11 protein-coding genes are annotated in these 16,798 nt (G+C 55.7%); 3 read left to right on the top strand and 8 right to left on the bottom strand.

Translation table 11 applies throughout. The features are described 5' to 3' along the window. Positions 1–235 precede the first annotated feature (235 nt). Positions 236–1,444 carry a LamG domain-containing protein gene (locus UH5x_RS06840; RefSeq protein ID WP_482635176.1) on the top strand — a complete coding sequence of 403 codons (1,209 nt, stop codon included), beginning with the start codon at positions 236–238 and terminating at the stop codon, positions 1,442–1,444. Between the two features lie 154 nt (positions 1,445–1,598). On the opposite strand, the gene rimI is transcribed toward UH5x_RS06840, so the two are convergent. From rimI to UH5x_RS06860, 4 genes are all read right to left on the bottom strand, one after another. Further along, the gene (gene rimI / locus UH5x_RS06845) at positions 1,599–2,075 is read right to left on the bottom strand and encodes a ribosomal protein S18-alanine N-acetyltransferase (protein WP_102017535.1); all 477 of its coding nucleotides are present in this window, start codon (positions 2,073–2,075) and stop codon (positions 1,599–1,601) included. 277 nt (positions 2,076–2,352) lie between these two features. Continuing rightward, complete coding sequence (locus UH5x_RS06850; RefSeq protein ID WP_482635177.1) at positions 2,353–3,042, bottom strand: glycosyltransferase family 25 protein; 690 nt, start codon at positions 3,040–3,042, stop codon at positions 2,353–2,355. 7 nt (positions 3,043–3,049) lie between these two features. Beyond that, the gene (locus UH5x_RS06855) at positions 3,050–4,423 is read right to left on the bottom strand and encodes a glycosyltransferase family 2 protein (RefSeq protein ID WP_482635178.1); all 1,374 of its coding nucleotides are present in this window, start codon (positions 4,421–4,423) and stop codon (positions 3,050–3,052) included. Positions 4,424–4,432: 9 nt separating this feature from the next. Beyond that, the gene (locus UH5x_RS06860) at positions 4,433–4,900 is read right to left on the bottom strand and encodes a hypothetical protein (RefSeq protein WP_047813496.1); all 468 of its coding nucleotides are present in this window, start codon (positions 4,898–4,900) and stop codon (positions 4,433–4,435) included. A 135-nt stretch (positions 4,901–5,035) separates the two neighbouring features. Here UH5x_RS06860 and UH5x_RS06865 point away from each other — a divergent pair, with 135 nt between their 5' ends. After that, a complete protein-coding gene (locus tag UH5x_RS06865) occupies positions 5,036–6,577 on the top strand; it encodes a C1 family peptidase (protein WP_482635179.1) in 1,542 nt (513 codons plus the stop codon). Between the two features lie 79 nt (positions 6,578–6,656). Here the strand turns inward: UH5x_RS06865 and UH5x_RS06870 are convergent, their stop codons facing one another. Both UH5x_RS06870 and UH5x_RS06875 read right to left on the bottom strand, forming a co-directional pair. Beyond that, complete coding sequence (locus UH5x_RS06870; RefSeq protein ID WP_482635180.1) at positions 6,657–12,116, bottom strand: bifunctional serine/threonine-protein kinase/formylglycine-generating enzyme family protein; 5,460 nt, start codon at positions 12,114–12,116, stop codon at positions 6,657–6,659. A gap of 208 nt (positions 12,117–12,324) precedes the next feature. After that, on the bottom strand, positions 12,325–13,101 hold the full coding sequence (locus tag UH5x_RS06875; protein ID WP_482635181.1) for a 3-keto-disaccharide hydrolase: 777 nt from the start codon (positions 13,099–13,101) through the stop codon (positions 12,325–12,327). Positions 13,102–13,608: 507 nt separating this feature from the next. On the opposite strand from UH5x_RS06875, the gene UH5x_RS06880 reads away from it, so the two are divergent. Further along, positions 13,609–14,175 (top strand): MaoC family dehydratase, encoded by a 567-nt coding sequence (locus UH5x_RS06880; RefSeq protein WP_047813501.1) that lies wholly within the window; start codon positions 13,609–13,611, stop codon positions 14,173–14,175. A gap of 40 nt (positions 14,176–14,215) precedes the next feature. Here UH5x_RS06880 and UH5x_RS06885 read toward each other — a convergent pair whose 3' ends face one another. Together UH5x_RS06885 and UH5x_RS06890 are read right to left on the bottom strand one after the other, a co-directional pair. After that, positions 14,216–15,763: a GMC family oxidoreductase gene (locus UH5x_RS06885; RefSeq protein ID WP_482635182.1), complete on the bottom strand. Its 1,548-nt coding sequence runs from the start codon at positions 15,761–15,763 to the stop codon at positions 14,216–14,218. 51 nt (positions 15,764–15,814) lie between these two features. Next, entirely contained in the window at positions 15,815–16,618 is an 804-nt protein-coding gene (locus UH5x_RS06890) for an MBL fold metallo-hydrolase (RefSeq protein ID WP_047813588.1), read from the bottom strand. Positions 16,619–16,798 lie beyond the last annotated feature (180 nt).

Raw genomic sequence — 16,798 nt, forward strand, 5'->3', positions numbered from 1 at the left:
ATTCGATCGTCACGATGAAAAAGCCCCGTCTTGTTGCCTTCAGCATCTTCCTGTTGTGCTCATGCATTCTGTGCCAGGTAGGTTGCGCCCCCGGCAATGCTCACAGCGTGATTGAGGACGCCAGCGACACGGAACTTGCCGAAATGCAAGCTATGATTGACCAAAGCGAGCAAACCACCCAACAGTCGTCCGCTGACGCTGCCAAACAACCTTCGAAAAGATAGAGAGCCACAACATGTGCAGTCGACCAACCGGCGTGATTGCCCTCGCCCTCTCACTTCTATCCCCGGTGATCGCGGAGGACCTTCCTTCCATCAATGATCAACGCGCGCACGAACGCTTTGAGTTCCAACTCACTTACGACTTGGATTTCTGCTCGCTCGAGACACTGGATCCCAAAACAGGCTTCCTCCGTCGCGAAGACATGGGTGTCAGCAACAATGCCGGACAGCACCGCCAGGGACCGGGACGGCGGCACGCCGCCTGGTACGACAAACACCACGACCAAACGGCATCGATCGAAGACGGCGTGTTGATCCAACGAGGCTTCGTCGCCGATTCAGACATCGAAGGTTTTGCAAGCCGCGACGCCGGCGAATCGCCTCGCAATTTTGCCTACCTTGACCCCGATCCGAACGACGCCGCCCGAGGCGAAGTCAACTTTGCCGACTTTGAAATCCACACGTCATGGTTCGATACCTTTGCACTGAAAAGCATGAACGGCCAACAAGTGCCGGTCGAACGATCCGATCAACAGGTCCCCAAAGATCAATTCTGGGGACAACCCGGGAAGACCGACACGGCCTCACCCAACATCACCTTTGAGCCAGGGACATTCTTTGAAATCGAGGTGAACTTCGAGGGCATGGAAGCACTCGCTCACCGCCATTCGTTTTGGCTGATGCCAGCTTCGGAACAAAGCGGTGCGTATGACAATGATCCAGCCAACGGGCTTGAGATTGACATCTACGAACACGAGATGGTCGTCGAACAAGATTCGCCAGAGGCTGAATCCCGCAACAACATCCTGCTCATGAAGTGCATCGGTGGAAAAACGAATCCACCATCCACCTTCAACGAACTTCGAGAAGACGGCAAGACATCGATCGATGTCCCGGGAATCAATCAAGGCTGGCACAAAATCGGCCTGTTCTGGACCGAACAGGCTTTGATCTGGTTTGTCGACGGCAAAGCAGTTGTCCGCGACTCCAAACTGGTACCAACAGTACCGATGTACCTGATCATCTCACGAGAAGCGAACACGGGGGCAGGCCAATCCAGTGATCACCAGAACCTTCGAGCCGATGGGGAACAAATCCCGGTCGACGCAGGACTGTACGGGAGGAACGTCGCCACGCCCAAAAATCGAGACCTTATCAAACAAGGCCGAGACGAGGTTCGGGTGAGAAGCGTCCGAGCATGGACCATCCAACCGCGGACCTGAAATCGCTCGATCGCAATCGAACGCCACAGACCACCGCCCCAGTTTGCCACCTGAAGTCATCAAGCGGCACTCAACAACACGGCAACAAAACACGGCGTTGAACATGAAGTGCAACGCCCTGCGTGTCAGGTCATGAAATGACCTGCTGCTGGATTCAGCCAGCCATCCGCGTGATGCGATTGTGAGGGGCAGCCAACTCTTCTGCCGTCGGCTGATAGCGAAACTGCATCAGGTAGGCATCTTCCGTCGCATCGTCATAGAAATCTCGCAGCACTGAAATGGCCTTGAAACCCAACGACTTGAAGAACAACTGAGCTTCCAAGTTCGTCTCGCGAACTTCCAGCATGATGCGATTGCGACGTTCCTGAGACAACTTGCCCAGCAATTTTCGCATCATCGTGTTGCCGATGCCGTGACGTCGGTAATCACTGTGAACGGCGAAGTTCAGGATATGCAACCGATTCTTGTGCAGTTCATAGATCATGAAACCCGCCACACGCTCGTCGCATTCTGCCACCATGCCAATGCAATTGCGTTGGCGAAGGCAGCGGATGAAGTCATCCTCCGACCAAGCGAACTCAAAGCAGTTGGATTCAATCCCCAAGACATCCGGCATATCTCGTCGAATCATCCAACGGATATGCGCGGCTTGTCCGGTCAAAGCTGGGCCAATTTTCTGCGTGTTTTCCACGTCGGACTCCCTTCCGGTTCTGTGAAGATCGCATCGCCGTTTGCGGGGGCCTTCCTGGCTCTCCGGCGATGAGAGGGAAATTAGCAGAACCCTTTGACCGCACCAAGATGAAATCCCCATCCGAATTCTCCCTCCACGAACTGGCAACCCAGGGGCTTTGCGAAAGCGACCAGGCAAATTGGGCGACGTCGATTGAGGCCCAAAATTGACTTTCCGATCAATCGGATGGTGGGTTGTTTCGTTGCCAGGAAACTCGATCCAGCGAATTCCGCACGCTGTCCAGTTTGAAATCTGGCAACGTCAATTTCGGATCATGTTCGATCACAAAACTGCGAACCGCATGCGTTCGATGAGCCAATTGGCAATCGACTTCCTCCACCAATGGAACGAAACGTTCCAGGAAGGATTGGTTGACGATGTAGCTGTACGTGCCAGCGACATGGTCCGCTGGGCACCGAACCAGATTGGGTGCGACAAGGTGCGTGGGGTTCCCTTGGCTTCCCACCAGAGGGTTGAAATACGACAGATGACAAAGGTCCCACTCGACTTCTTCCGGGAAATCCACTTTTTCTAGATAGCGAAAGAACTCCGGATGAATTGTGACATCGTCTTCCAAGACAATGACAGGCAGTTCCTCTTCGGGCCGACCATAGAACTGGATGTGCGACAACGTGCATGCAGCAGACCCCCATAGATGCTGAAGGTCGGATCGCCATCTGCCCTGCAGGATCGCCGGCAAGCCGAGGCGTTCAAAATCTTCGGTCTCGGGCGTCTTCGCTTGAATGATCTCCGCATTGCGAAACCCTGCCCGGTGCAGCTGCCACTCGATTTGACCAACGCGTTCCTTTGATTGCTCGTCGAGCGTGCTGATCACGAAGGTCGGCGTGTCTTCATCGATGTGTTTCATGAAGGGCTCATCGAACGATCGCCAGCTGGGTCAACGAGCGAGCGTTCCCATGCACAACGGGCATGGCCGCGCCCTGACGATTCAACACCCGCCCATCGGGCAGGACACGAACATCGCCTCGTCGGCGATCATGGACACAAAAATTCCAACCCTCTGCGACTTCCACCCAACGACTTGCATCGCTGTGGCAATAAAAATTCAGTGCCGTCTGGTCGCCCCAATCGGTCGTTCCACGCAGTTCCCTGTTTTGCAATCGCATCGCTTCGGTGAAGTATCGGTTCAATGACTCAGCTGTTCCCGCACTGAAACCGCTGTTCAAGAATGGGTTGGATGCGAAGAGCTCAAACGCACGCCGACGCATCGACGCATCTTCGATCGTTCGCGTCCACCCACGAATCGCGTTGTTGTAGGGGAATCCGAGTGGTTCGCTGACCGCCAAAATCTTGCTGGGGTGTTGCTGCGTCTGCTGCCAAAGCGCATCGAGCCGACCTTGAAACAACACATCCCCCGCATCCCAGTAAGCCACTGAAGTTTCGCTTGGCAGCTGCGCGACGATGTCGCGAAAGTCGGCCAATCGCCTCACCGGTGGAAGCTGCCCGTTGTACGGTTGACGAATGAAACGGACGTTCGGCAACGCTTGCAGTTTCTGAATCTCGCTGGGATACAACCCGTACCCCACCACGATGACTTCCTGACGGTTTCCCGAAGCCCGCAACGTCCGCAAGAAGACGTCTTGGAATCGTCTGACATCACGACGATTGAACGCCACCAAAATTTTCGCGTTCTTCACGACCTCCGGGTTCACGCTGATTGGAGGCGGATCCACTGCCGCAACATTCCTAGTCGCACAATCGGTCGCCGAATGCCGAGGCGACAGATGCCATGCTTTGGCGCCGCTCAAATAACCGATGCGGGCTCCACTTCGGCGCACGTCTTCGCACTGGCACAAACATTCGCACTTGGAAGGTTCCCAACGAAACGCATTCCGTTCCAACACGGATCGACGGAACAACGTTGCTCCCATCGCGACATGCCGGGAATCGCGATGAGACGATGACTCACCCAAGTAGTCCGCGGCAAACGCACCGTAGTTGGACCTCGCCATCAAGGCATGGTGCAACCGAGCGATGCAGTCTTTGCCAAGCACCACGTCGTCGTCCAAGAACATCAGGTGGTCCGAGCGCCCACGACGAACCGCTTCGTTTCGAGCCCGAACGATGGTCGCCATTCGGCTGGCGTCCGTCCGACCAGGTTGACCGATGACTCGGTGAACATTCAATCGGACATCGACTTGCGACTCAATCGCGTCCCGCACGGAATCCTGCAAGGGGCGATCGTCTCGAGTGAGCAGCGCCAGATCAATCGTTGGCATGAAATTCATCGAACGACCTCAGTGGCAACCGGCGGAAACCCCTGATGGCTCCATGTTGTAATGGTTGACCGAACGATCCTCCGGCAGCGGCGGGTAGAACTCCGCACTCTCCGCAGCCGTCATGCCGGCTTCCATTTCGAGCAACGACTGGGCCTGCTCTCGAACGTAAAGAATGCCAATCAACTTTTCCTTGTTCATCATCGCATACGCTTTCTGAGCCAGTTTCTCGCCCTCAAACCACTCGCCATCTTCCAGATCAACGTCGGCGGTGGAGTTGGGAACGAACAAACATTTCACGTCCATCGCGTAGAAACTGCGTTTGACCGCGAGCTTCGGCGACAACTGCTGACTCGCCACCACGTAGGCGGGATCAGCAACGGCATCCCCCTTTTCGAAAGTGATGGTCGCCAATTCGGGGAAACGCGGTGGTATCGAGACGGTGCCCGACAATGCCATGGCACGAACTTGCTCTGGACTTTTACTCACGATGCTTGCCTCGGATAGAATGCTAGCGGCTGGTTTGTTCACCCCACGGAGAAGAAGGCTATTCCTTTTTCACGCCCCACGCAAGTTTGCCAATTGGAGCGAGCGACTCGGAACCAACCATTTCCAATTCCTTCTTTGAATCTTCCTTTTTGGCCGGACAGCATGCGTTTGTGTTTCTTGACAGCTCTTGTCGGCGTCGCTTTGACTGCCATTTGCCAGAGCAAGGTGGCTGCTCAGTCCGCCGACAACCCCGGCGTCATTTTGATGCCGAAACAAATCTACGAACAGATTCCGACACGAACGAACCTTTCGCCATCCACCGCTGCGTCAGTTCCAAGTGCGGTGATTCCGGGCACCGCCACTCTGAATGGTGTTCCCGTTCCGGCAAGCGATCGAACTGCCGAGCCTGAGACTCATCTCGCCCCGCCGATGAGTGCCGCGTACAGCATGGCCCCGGGAATTGACCAGAATTGGGGCCCGACAGACTCGGTCGTCCTGCCACAGCAAGTCGACCTGCGAGACCATTTGCCGACCCCCGGAAAACAAGCCCAAAACGATTGCGTCGCGTGGGCGGTTGCCTACTCGACCTACTCATGCCAAATCAGCCAAGAACGTCGACGCAAACCGACCTTCGCTGGCGACCACTTCAGTCCCGAATATGTCTACGATCAGATTTCCAGCAATGGAGAAGGGTTGACCGTTCAACGAGCGATCGATTTTTTGAAACTCAATGGGTGTGCATCACGAGCAAACCTGGATCAAACGAACCGACAAGCCACACCACAAGCAGCGGTCGAGGCGAACACCTTCCGACTGCTCGAAAACACACGTGCTCGCAACCTGGATGAGATCAAGCTGTACTTGCACGAAGGGTACCCCGTCATCCTGGTTGTTCGCATGGAAACGGAGTTCCGCTCCGACGAAAACGACGGCTCCCCCTACCTCTGGAGCAGCGATTCATCCTCCGAGGTGAACCATCATGCCGTCACCGCGGTTGGCTACGACGACCAAAAACGATCCCTTCGATTGATGAATTCATGGGGAACGCAATGGAAGGACCAAGGATTCTGCTGGGCGTCGTACGACAACTTTGATTCGATCGACGTCAGCCAGTGGTGTGCCGAAGCTCATGTGTTGCGAATCAAAGAACACGCCCCCTACGAAGCATGGATGGTCAAAGTCGATTCAGCGACCCCGGTGAATCCATTCGCCCCACCGCCGCCTCCTATCCGGAGGCACTTCCTGTTGAAGAATGACCGAAAAGTCTACGAGAACGGACAAGTCATCTCGCCATCCTCGTGGAAAGTGGATGACCTGGTTTGCAACAACAAAAACCTGTTTCTGCTGGCGCGCGATCAAACCGTTTACCAACTGGAGGACACCGGCGTAGGCGCCAGCTGGTCGCATCTCAGTCGCGCCCCGCTGGCGGGAAAAAAGGTTTGCATGATGGCAGCAGCGGACTCTCAACCACTTCACGCCCTCACCGAAGACCAAAACCTCTACCAGTTCCAAGCAGCTTCGGCGACTTGGTCCCTCGTTTCCCTCTCCCCCAATGCCAGCAAGCCGATCGACCTGCGGACAGTCAACCAAAAGCTCCGAGTGATCACGAACAAGGGAACGGTTTACCAACGAAATACGAACGGCCAATGGGAAGAACGGACACGGCTTGCCCCTTGATCATTGGCTGGGCTCGTTGTCAGGGCCAAAGCATTTTATCACGGCCCAAAACTCCCCCTCACGGCTGAATCACAGCCGCTCATTCCGCTTTGGGTTCTTCCACCACCTGCAACGTGCGTGCGACGCGAAATCCAAGATAAGGGTGGTGCGTGTAAAGCTTTTCTTGTTCTCGTTTGGCCGAACGCATGGTGGTCGGAATGTAGAACACCGCGCTGCCTCGTGCGGCTCGAAAAGTCGACTGGTTGTCGATCAAGCCATTGGTCGTGTCGACAAGCATCGTTTTGTTTTCGCGGCGTGAGACTTCATGAGTTTCGCACCACTCCATCACGTTCCCGAGAGTGTCAAACAAACCGAACGGGTTGGGCACCAACTGCCTGACCGGTCGAAACAGGATTCTCGAGCCCTGGGCGGCCCCTTCCGTTGTCCAGGCGTATTGAGGCAGCAACTCAGGCGAATTCCCATAGGAACGAGGCGTGTGGGTTCGTCCGCGGCAGGCATATTCCCATTCTGCTTCCGTTGGCAGTCGGTAACCCGTGCGTTCCAGAAAATCCTTGGGACGCTTGATCCCTTCGGGCAACTGGTAGGACTGTTCAATTTCTTGGATTGACGGGTAGCACATTTGCGATTTAGGAATGCCTTCCTGTTCACTCAGCCAACGGCAGTACTTGATCGCATCGAACCACCCAACGGAAGTCATCGGACAGTCGGGTTGAAGTGCGTACTGGGTCGCGTAAGTCGCATCGGGATCAAAACGCTGGAATTGCTCCAAGGTCACCTCCGCGTCACAAATCGCGAATGTCCGAGGGATCTGGGTGCGAATGGGAATCTCCAACGAGTGATCGCGAAAAGACTCATGGCCGGGAGATCCCATCACAAAATCCACTGGTCCCTGAATGGTCACCATCGTTTGCCCTTGCCCGTTTCGGTCCCAAACGGGAGCCAATTCATCCGAGCCTGAAACGGTGGCCGCTTCCGACACATGGTCAGCCGACGATGAAGGGCGATCGGATTGATCAATCGCCTCCACGACCTCTTCCCACTTCCAACGATTCGCCAAATACCGACAGATCGAATGAATGGAAGCCTGAGGATGGTTCGTCCCCCAATCGCTCACCAGTGTTTCTAGCTCCCGAAGATCATCCGCGGGCAACTGCTCAGGACGATATCGCGCCAGCGAAGCGAGCAATGCAAACCGACGAGATTCATTGTCCTCCACCCGCAACTGCTCCAGCAAAATGGAGGAGGGGACACTGAGCGACGCCAGCCGATCCATCAGAAACGATCGCAAACGAGGGTCAGGGGCGTCTTTCAAGGATTCCCAGAGGTGCTCCGCAGATCCCAGACGGGTCAATGCGATGATGGCATTCGCTTGCCGACTCGCAACATGGTCCTTTTGTTCATCCGTCACAACGGGACGGATCCAAACCGATGCCGCAACGCTTTCGTCGTCTTCCACCAGAGACAGACTGGCCAAGCGATAGCCTTCCGCGGCCAATCCCTTTGACGCTCGCCAATGGTCCTCGGCGGGAAGCCGTTCCAATGTTTTTGATTCGTACGCGCCACCGTTCCACCAAATCGCGGAATAGCTCACCGTGTCTTCGTCGAACTCGCCTGGAGGGTTCATACGGATGTCCGTTTGATATTTCCCCAACGTCACCCGCGTCTGAAAGCTGTAGGGGCTCTCGTTCCAAGCGTCCTCCGTCATCGGAGGTGAAACCAACCGATGACGCACCGAACTGTAGCGATCGCTCCCACTGGGATGGCGGCGTTTCAAATTCGATTTGGGAACGAACCCGCCGTGAAGAAGCGGCTCCCAGCCTTTCGATTGATGCTCCGAATCCGATAGTCCCAGGTAAATCCTGGAATCAATGACACCATGAGGTCGTTCCGTCCAGAGCACGCCGTATTTCTGCAACATTTGCATCGGATCCGATTCCGCATCAACAACATCGTCCGGAACCGCCGTCACGTCACAGGGATAAAACCCATCGTCGCGCATCGCTTGTTGAATCTCGTCGACGGATTCGCGATCAACGTCAACGGTGAACCGCCAATCCAGCCCGTCCCTTTCGAAAACAGCCGCGACACACGAATCCAAGCCTTTCGCATAGACGCGAACACACTCGGGACGGAACCCAAACGGCTGCATCGATCGTGCAAGCGATTCAAAGTCGTCCAAGGGACAACACTGAACCATTGCGAACGCCTCTCCGACCAAACCTTGCATTCCTCTGATTTCGTTTTTCAACTCAACGTTGATTTCCAGAAACCGCTCGAGGTCTGCGGTGTCCGTCCAAGTGGGCAGCGCTCGCTCACCCAATTCTTCGTTGAGGAATTGCGAGATCGACCGGGGATCCGTTTTCGCAACCGATAGCAGCAACTCAAACTGGTCCTTCTCCGCCGCGATCAACAAGTCCTTCAGGAGAGGGTCGGCAGGCGTCAGACAATGCGAGATCAGAAACGCAGCGTTCAATCGCACGTCGCTGCCTAAATCAAATTGATTCGCTTCTGATGTGGGTGCGAAGTACTCAACAGCGGGTTCGAGGATGTGTTCGGCGATCCGTGTGAAGCCCGGTGTCAACTCACCGACTCGTGTTGGATTCTGGTTCACGATGGCTTGCACTAGATGGGAAGCATGATGTTTCCAATCAGGATTCGCTGGATCAAGTTGTGCGAGCACCCAACCAAACCGAAGTCGCCGGTCTTCATCCAGAGTGTCGGATCCAAACCGGGACCAAAGCATTTGCGTTGCAAGTTCCGATTGCAGGGCGAGACGTTCCGCGATCACGCCCAGGGTGTCATGACTCGATTGCGGAATGGCATCAACCAGAGGTTCAATCTGACTGGGATCCTGATCCACCAAAGCCAACCTGGCCGCCAGGACCTCTCGAGGCGACTTGGTTGAATCCGCCACCACAAATTGCAATCGAGGTTCCGCCTCCTCTCGAATTGACTGCATGGTTTCGATCACCTGAGGCACCATTGCCACATCGGCGGCGAGCAACCGAGAAACCATCGACTCCGTTTCTTGCTTGGCCAGATGATTGGCAATGTTCTGGTTGACGGTGGCGACAGCGAGGCCCGCGAGAACCAGCAGAACTGCAGCGATGGCCCAACGTGTTCCGTGAAAACGAGTTGAGGCGGCCATCAGCTTGGCCTGATCTTCCGTGCGTTGTGCCGATGCGGTCAAAGCGAGAAAACGGAGGTATTCCAAACCACTTGGCAAAAACCGATTTTCGCGTTTCGGTTTCCAATACTCCGTCAACTCATTCAAACGCAGTCGGGCTCGCCCACGAGCAGTCTGGCGATCACTTTGAGTCAACCAATCCCGAATGGGCTCCACCAAAAAGTCGTGCGTCAACTGATAGCTGCGTTGGGACACATCGGATTCCACACCAATCAACGCTGCCGTGGGCGTGATCAAGCGAAGTTCTCCATCGAGCGCTTCAATCAGTTCGCCGAAGGTCGCGTCATCCAGACCGGCCACTTCTTGCAGACGATCCAGGTCTTTCATCTGCCCTTTGATTTTGGTCCCTCGCTCGGGCAGCAACTCGGCCAACACGGCTTTGGCAGGGTCGCGCAGCCTTCGGTGGTGCGGCGAAGCATTGGAGTCTTCAAAGGTTGATTGAAGGTAAACGATGTCGACCCCTTCGGCGCCACCGAACTCGGCCAGCGTCTTCAGATCCCACGTGCGACTCTTCAACATTTGCGCCAACACAGCCAAATGAATCGATATCACTCTGCCGTTTTCTTGAACAGCCTCGATGATCCGCGAGATGAACTTGGTCTGTTCAGCCGTGATCTGCCCCAGGTCTTCCGGCAAGCATCCATAGGCCCGACCGAACTGCGTCAGAACATAGTGAGCGTGCCTGCGATCAAAGCGGTCCACCGCGATGCAGTTCACGTCTTGAACCAATCGCAAATCCAGCTCGTGAAAGAACTGAGTCGCAGGCATCCAGAAGTCGTCCCGAATCAACAACAAGCATTGCAGGTTCTTGCCGTCGCACTGGCGAATCGCGTCAACCAAGACTTCGTCTTGCATCCTCGAGTGAATGTGCAGCCATTGCTCAAATTGGTCCACAATGACCAGGACCTTTTTCCCCCCACCAACACCATTTTTTCGAATCGATGCCATCGCGCCGATCAGCGTGGACTCCGCAGCAATGTTCGAGTCCAGTTTTTGCAGTGCCGCCAACAGGCAGGATTCCGTGTGCGTCGCGTTCGCTTCCAACGAAACGACTTCCACGGATGCATCCAACAACGGCACCAAGCCCGCCTGCATCAACGATGACTTCCCGGAACCCGACGGCCCGTAAATCAGCGCCACACGAAAAGCCTCGTCGCTGTCTCGAGCGTCAATCCGGATCTTCAGCTGACGCAGCACTTCAGGAATCCCGTGAGCGTCTCGTGCCCCCGGAACCAACTGCAAAAAGAAACTGCGATCATGCTGGTCAAAGGCCCGCAATCCTTTCGGAATCACACGTGGCTCGGCGTCGGGGCGAAGCAAGTTTGCCAACTCGCCCGGCGAAGACAACGCATTGGCAGCGGGAACAAAGGTTGCCGATAAATCCCCGCTGTAATCGACCGTGGACTCTTCGGTTTGGTAAGAACCAAGGTCCGCTGCCATGGCAGCGGCAGTGGGGTAGCGATCCGAAACTCGCTGGGCCAACGCCTTCAAACAGATGCGTTCCAGCTCCATCGGCAAATTCGGATCAAATTGCCGCAGCGGCTTCGGTTCGGCCCGGACAATGTCTTGCAGCAACTGTTGGCTGGAGCCACCGCTGAAGGGACGCCGTCCCACCAAGAGCTCGTACAACACGATCCCCAAGGCAAAGATATCTGCTCGACCGTCGACCAAGTGGCCTTCACCACGAGCTTGTTCGGGGCTCATGTAGGAATAGGTTCCGATCAGCAATCCCGCCCGGCTCGGGCGAGGAGCATCGTCACTCATCGCCAATCCAAAATCAGTCAACCAAGCTCGGTCTTGGGTGTCGATCAGAAGATTGCTTGGTTTGACGTCTCGGTGAACCAAGCCGTTGGAGTGCGCGTGATGCAGTGCTTCGGCGATCGAGCGAATCCACCCCAGCCCTTCGTCCAGCGAAGGTTTGGACGCCAGCAAACGTTCGCGAAGATCCACGCCCTCAATGAATCGCGATACGACGAAGAAGGGAAACTGGTCCGAGTGGCCCACGTCATAAACAGGAACGATGTTGGGATGGTCCAGTTTGGCGACCATCCGGGCTTCCGACGTCCACTGAAATTCATCGCTGACATCTTGCAGCGACCGAAGTGGAATCTTGATCGCGACGTCACGGTTGAGTGACTCATCTTTGGCTTGAAACACCGAACCAAAGCCTCCGCTCCCGATCCGACGGATGACGCGATAGCGTCCAATCCAGTCCGGGGTTTCGATGCTTGGAACCGCCCGTCCAGACGCGATGGTCGCATCCACTTGCGATGTCTCGGACAGGCGATTGATGTAGCCCGGTTGAGTTTTACTCGACGGAGTTTCCCCCGGAAGGTCCGAATCGGAAGCCAAACCTTCATCCTCTTAAAAGGGACGGAACAAACCTGTGGAGGACGTCGCCAACGACTTCCACAAGTGTCCACCTTACCCCATATCCATCGACGAAGTTGTGTCTTCAAACGAAATTGTCTGCCACCGAATCGCCGAGTTCCAAATCGAAACTCGCGACGATCTCATTCGTTGTCACATGGAATTGGCGGCATCCGTCGTGAGTTCGTTTTCAATCCAACGATTTGAATCGGATGTCTTTGAATTCCGCCCACATCGATTTGCCGGCGTGGAGTTGCAAAGCCAACTTCCCATCCAACAACGCAAGTTCAGGTTGCTCATCCGTGAAGTCGAGAATCAATTTCCCATTCAAGAAGTGCTGGATGTGGTTGCCATTCCCGATGATGACGACTTCGTTCCAGTCATCCAACTTGAACAACTTTTGGAACTCAGCTTCGTCCATGAAGTTTTCCAAGACCTGTTTCTTGCCGTCCTTCCAGACCGCTTTCTCACCAACCATGCAAATGCGTCCACGACGGCCACCTTCGTCGTAGATGAAACCGGCGATGTTGGGGAACTTCATTTCGTTGCGAAGTTCGTGCTGGTAACCACGCACGACCCACTCGTTGCGAGCCGATTTGTTGGTGATGTGCTTGGACCGGTACTGAATGCCCGAGTTGTTGTCCGCATTGCAACGGAACGAAAGCCGGACTTCGAAGTTCTTCGTGCTTCCGTCTTCCCAGATCAGGAACGTGTTTCCATTGGCTTTGTTTTCCTCGGTGGTTTCGCCATGAATGACACCATCACGCACGGACCACAATCGCTCATCACCGCTCCAACCTGCGAGGTCCTTGCCATTGAAAATCGAGGTCATGCCGCTCTCGGCAGGCAGCTTCACGGGGGAATCAGCAGAAACGACAAGCACGTTTGAAAAGACGACGGCCAAACCAAGGGCGAGCGTCGTTGACCAAGAAGTCTTCGAAGTGGTTGCAGTGAACAGTTTTGTCATCGAGGTGGGATCCTTAGGAGGGAATTGCAAGCATCGATCAGATTTGATCCACGCAGAGTATGGTTGAACGAATCGCCGACGCCAACCATTGGGGCAATCTGACAACCGAAAACTTCCGCGGCGGCCCCCTTCGGCAGCTCAAAACAGGGTTCCATGAAACGCAGACTGGATGGAAACAGGGATCGCGGTCGCCAATTCGTTTCAAACCCACCGAAAACACGTGTCATCGAATGGATTTCGCGGGGCAAATGAAGCCTGCACAGCTTACGTAATCGCCTCAGCCAGATTGTCTTTGCCTGGGATTGGCATATTCTATGCGAATGCCTGAACACGGAATTGCTTCCGCGATTTCTTTCGGCCAAAGTGCCGAGCAGGCGAACCATGGGTTCGACTCGCACGGTTGCGAGGCCGGAACGATCTTCATCGGCTGCTGCGATAGCACAGTCAACCACGGGTTTTTCGACCCGAGCGGTTCACGATGAGGTGTTTTTACAAGGAGTGACGTGAATGTCCGATTCGATACCGACACATGACGCGATCATTGCGTCCGAAAACGCGACTCGTCCAGAACCTGTTGTCATCACCAAGGGTGTTCCAGAGCCAACCGACACGCTGTACTGCGAGGACCTGCAAGTTGGCCAGCAATGGTTGAGTCCATGGCGGGTCATCTCTGCAAACGATGTTCGTACCTTCTCCCATTTGACGGGCGACTTCGACCCGTTGCACGGCGATGAAAGTGGCGTCGACAGCGACTTTCCCAAGTCCCCGTTTGGTCGACCGGTCGCCCACGGCTTGCTGGGGCTGAGCATCTTGGCGGGGCTGTCGACCGAGTTCCCGCGAGCAGCCACCTTGGCGTTGGTGTCCGTGGACAACTGGAGTTTTGACAACCCGGTCTTCTTTGATGAACGAGTTCGCGTGGTCACGTCGGTGGAATCAACCGAGGCCCACGGTCGTCGCGCCGCGAAAATCACTTGGCATCGCCAGCTGGTCAGCGACGATGGCCGGACGTTGCAACAAGGCAAATTCGTCACCTTGGTGGCTTCCAACAAACGCTATCGCCGCCAGCCTCGTTGAGGCAAGCGGACTTGGTCTCGCTCCTGGAACGAAGACACGCTCATTCGCGGACCAACTGCTTCGCGGCGTAGCAAGCCAACATCGCCAGTGTCGCGGTTGGGTTGCCCGTGGTTGGTTCGGGCAGCAAAGACGCGTCGACGACGCGCAAATTCGCGATGCCAGCAACGCGAAAGTTGGAATCCACGACGCTCCCCAACGCACACGTGCCGGCAGGGTGATACAGCGTTTGTGAATAGCGAGCCATTGCGGCGGTGATCGCATCATCGGTTTGTCGCTTGGCACCCGGAATCATTTCGGATCGCAACTGCCGATCGAATCCGGATTGCTTCACCAACTCCCGTACCCACCGGACTCCTTCGAGCAATCCAAGTCGGTCGCGATCGTCGTTCCAGTAGCCCGCGTCAATGAGCGTTTCATCCGACGTCCAATCGATTCGGCCGCGCGAAAGAGGACGCGTCAGGTTGACCCCGATGGTCATCGCGGGGCGCCGAGTGTCATTCGGGAACCGGAGGTAATCGGTGGGAGTCACATGCAACTGCCAGCAATGCGTTTCGTCCAGACCACCGCACTCAGCGACGTTGCAGGCAATCGAACTCCCGCCTGCATGTTGCCACTGAGCCAAAGCGGTCATGTCAGGCGTTGAATCTGAAAACGCTTGGCCATCATGTGAATGGACAACCGGCATGATCAGATGGTCATGCAAATTCTCACCGATCTGTGGGTTGGTCAGTCCGCTGCGATGTAGCAAGGTGGGCGAGGCAATCGCCCCCAGTGACGATACAACTTCCGCATCGTTCGCAATCCGACTCGTTTGACCATCCGACCATTGGATACCGGTTACCACGCGGTCCTTGACTTCCAAAGAAGACACTTCCGCACGAACGACGCGGATCCGTTTGGCCGCCACCGCGTTGCTCTGACACAAATCCGCGATCGCGTCCACGGCCGTCCATCGCCGCCCATTTCGATTGAGTCGATCGTAGGCAGCGAAGTTTCCACTCACGCGACCTGACACTGCCTTCAAAAACGCTTCGCTCGTGGGGCTGAGCCACCGGGTTTGCTCGGGACGAATGATTTCCTGGGCTCGATCAAACGCTCGCTGAAGTTGCTGTTCGGCATCGGTCGGCGAGTCGCCGCTCAACCGGTCGTCATTCGACTGCGGCTTTGGCACAAGCGACGTTGCCAACGATCGGAGATCGGCAGCGGTCGGCGGGAACCAAATCATCGAATTGATTCGCCCGCTGCCACCCAAGCCTCTCCCGCGTGGCCAAGGAATGGATCTCCCCGCCAACGCTTCGGCAGGTTGCGTTCGGAATTGGTAGTCCGCTTCGCCACCCAACAACCTCAGCCAGCGAACAGGCCGCTGTTGGTCTCGCGCGGGAACTTCGCCACCAGGAGATTCAATGACCCAAATGCGAGGTGCGGCCGCGCCAAATCGGGTCCCGAGCAAGGACGCCAATTCATGAGCTAAGAGCAGGCCGCACAAACCACCTCCCAGAATCACCATTCCATTTGAGAATTCGTCGGGACGATCAACCTCCGTTGGGATTGAATCGGCAATCGACACAGTGCGTTGGGAAGAGTTCACGTTGAGTTGGATTCACGATCGCCGAATCGAACGTCGATGGACACGAAACGATCACTCCGTAGGAGCTTGCCATCCATCGGGCAAAATGCCTTGCTCGACTTCTTCGTCCCACTCATTCATCAACGGCCAATCTTCTGCGAGTGTTCCAAAGTCAGCCATGTGCAGGTAGCCACGGACTCGTTCGATGACTCGATCCAGCATCGCATTGTCTTTGGCGAAGATCGGACCGTGACTCGGGGCCAACCACTTCACATCACTTTCGCGGATGCGGGTGAGCGATTGGACGAACGATCGAATGTCGCTGCCGTGGTGGGCGTCGATCGCACCGATGCAGCCGTCACGATAGAGGTTGTCACCCGACAACAGCACGTCGCCGATGCGGAACGCGAGTTGGCTGTCGGTGTGCCCGGGCGTGTGCCAGACTTCAATTTGTTTTTTGCCCACCGTGATGATGTCTCCGTCATTGATCTGGTTTTCGATCTCAACGGGAGGCATCGCCATGTTCAAATTCTGTGCTTCGATGACCGCCAAGGTTTTCAGCGTGTCGCCCGTCGTCAGTGGTTCCACCGCGTTGGGATGAGCCGAAATCGTGGTCTTCAAAATCTGCTTGGCTTTGGCCAACCCCTGAATGTGGTCCACATCGGCGTGGGTGGCGACCAGGGTCTTGCAGCGTGAAAGTGGAAAGTCCAAACCGCGAATGATTTCGATGAAGTCATCGACGGTCTCTTCATACCCAATGTCAATCAGGATCCACTCATTCGAATCGTGGATCAAATAGACGTTGCACCCAAGCACTTCACCAGCTTGAAAGTTCAACTCGATCACGCCGGGAAACAGTGGTTTTCTTGCGAGCATATTGGGTTGCGAAAAGACGGAGGCTGACGGAGAAAAGCAGTCGCCGAGGCGGACTCCGGAGCGAATGTTGTAGGCTCCTTTTGGAACTTTGTCACTGCCCATCTCGCAGCCCCTGCCGGTTCGCGTCACCTTGCGTGGCTCCTGTGACCAGCGACACTGGGGGCACTCCTTCAGCGACAT

It is taken from the genome of Rhodopirellula sp. UH5 (assembly GCF_056839225.1).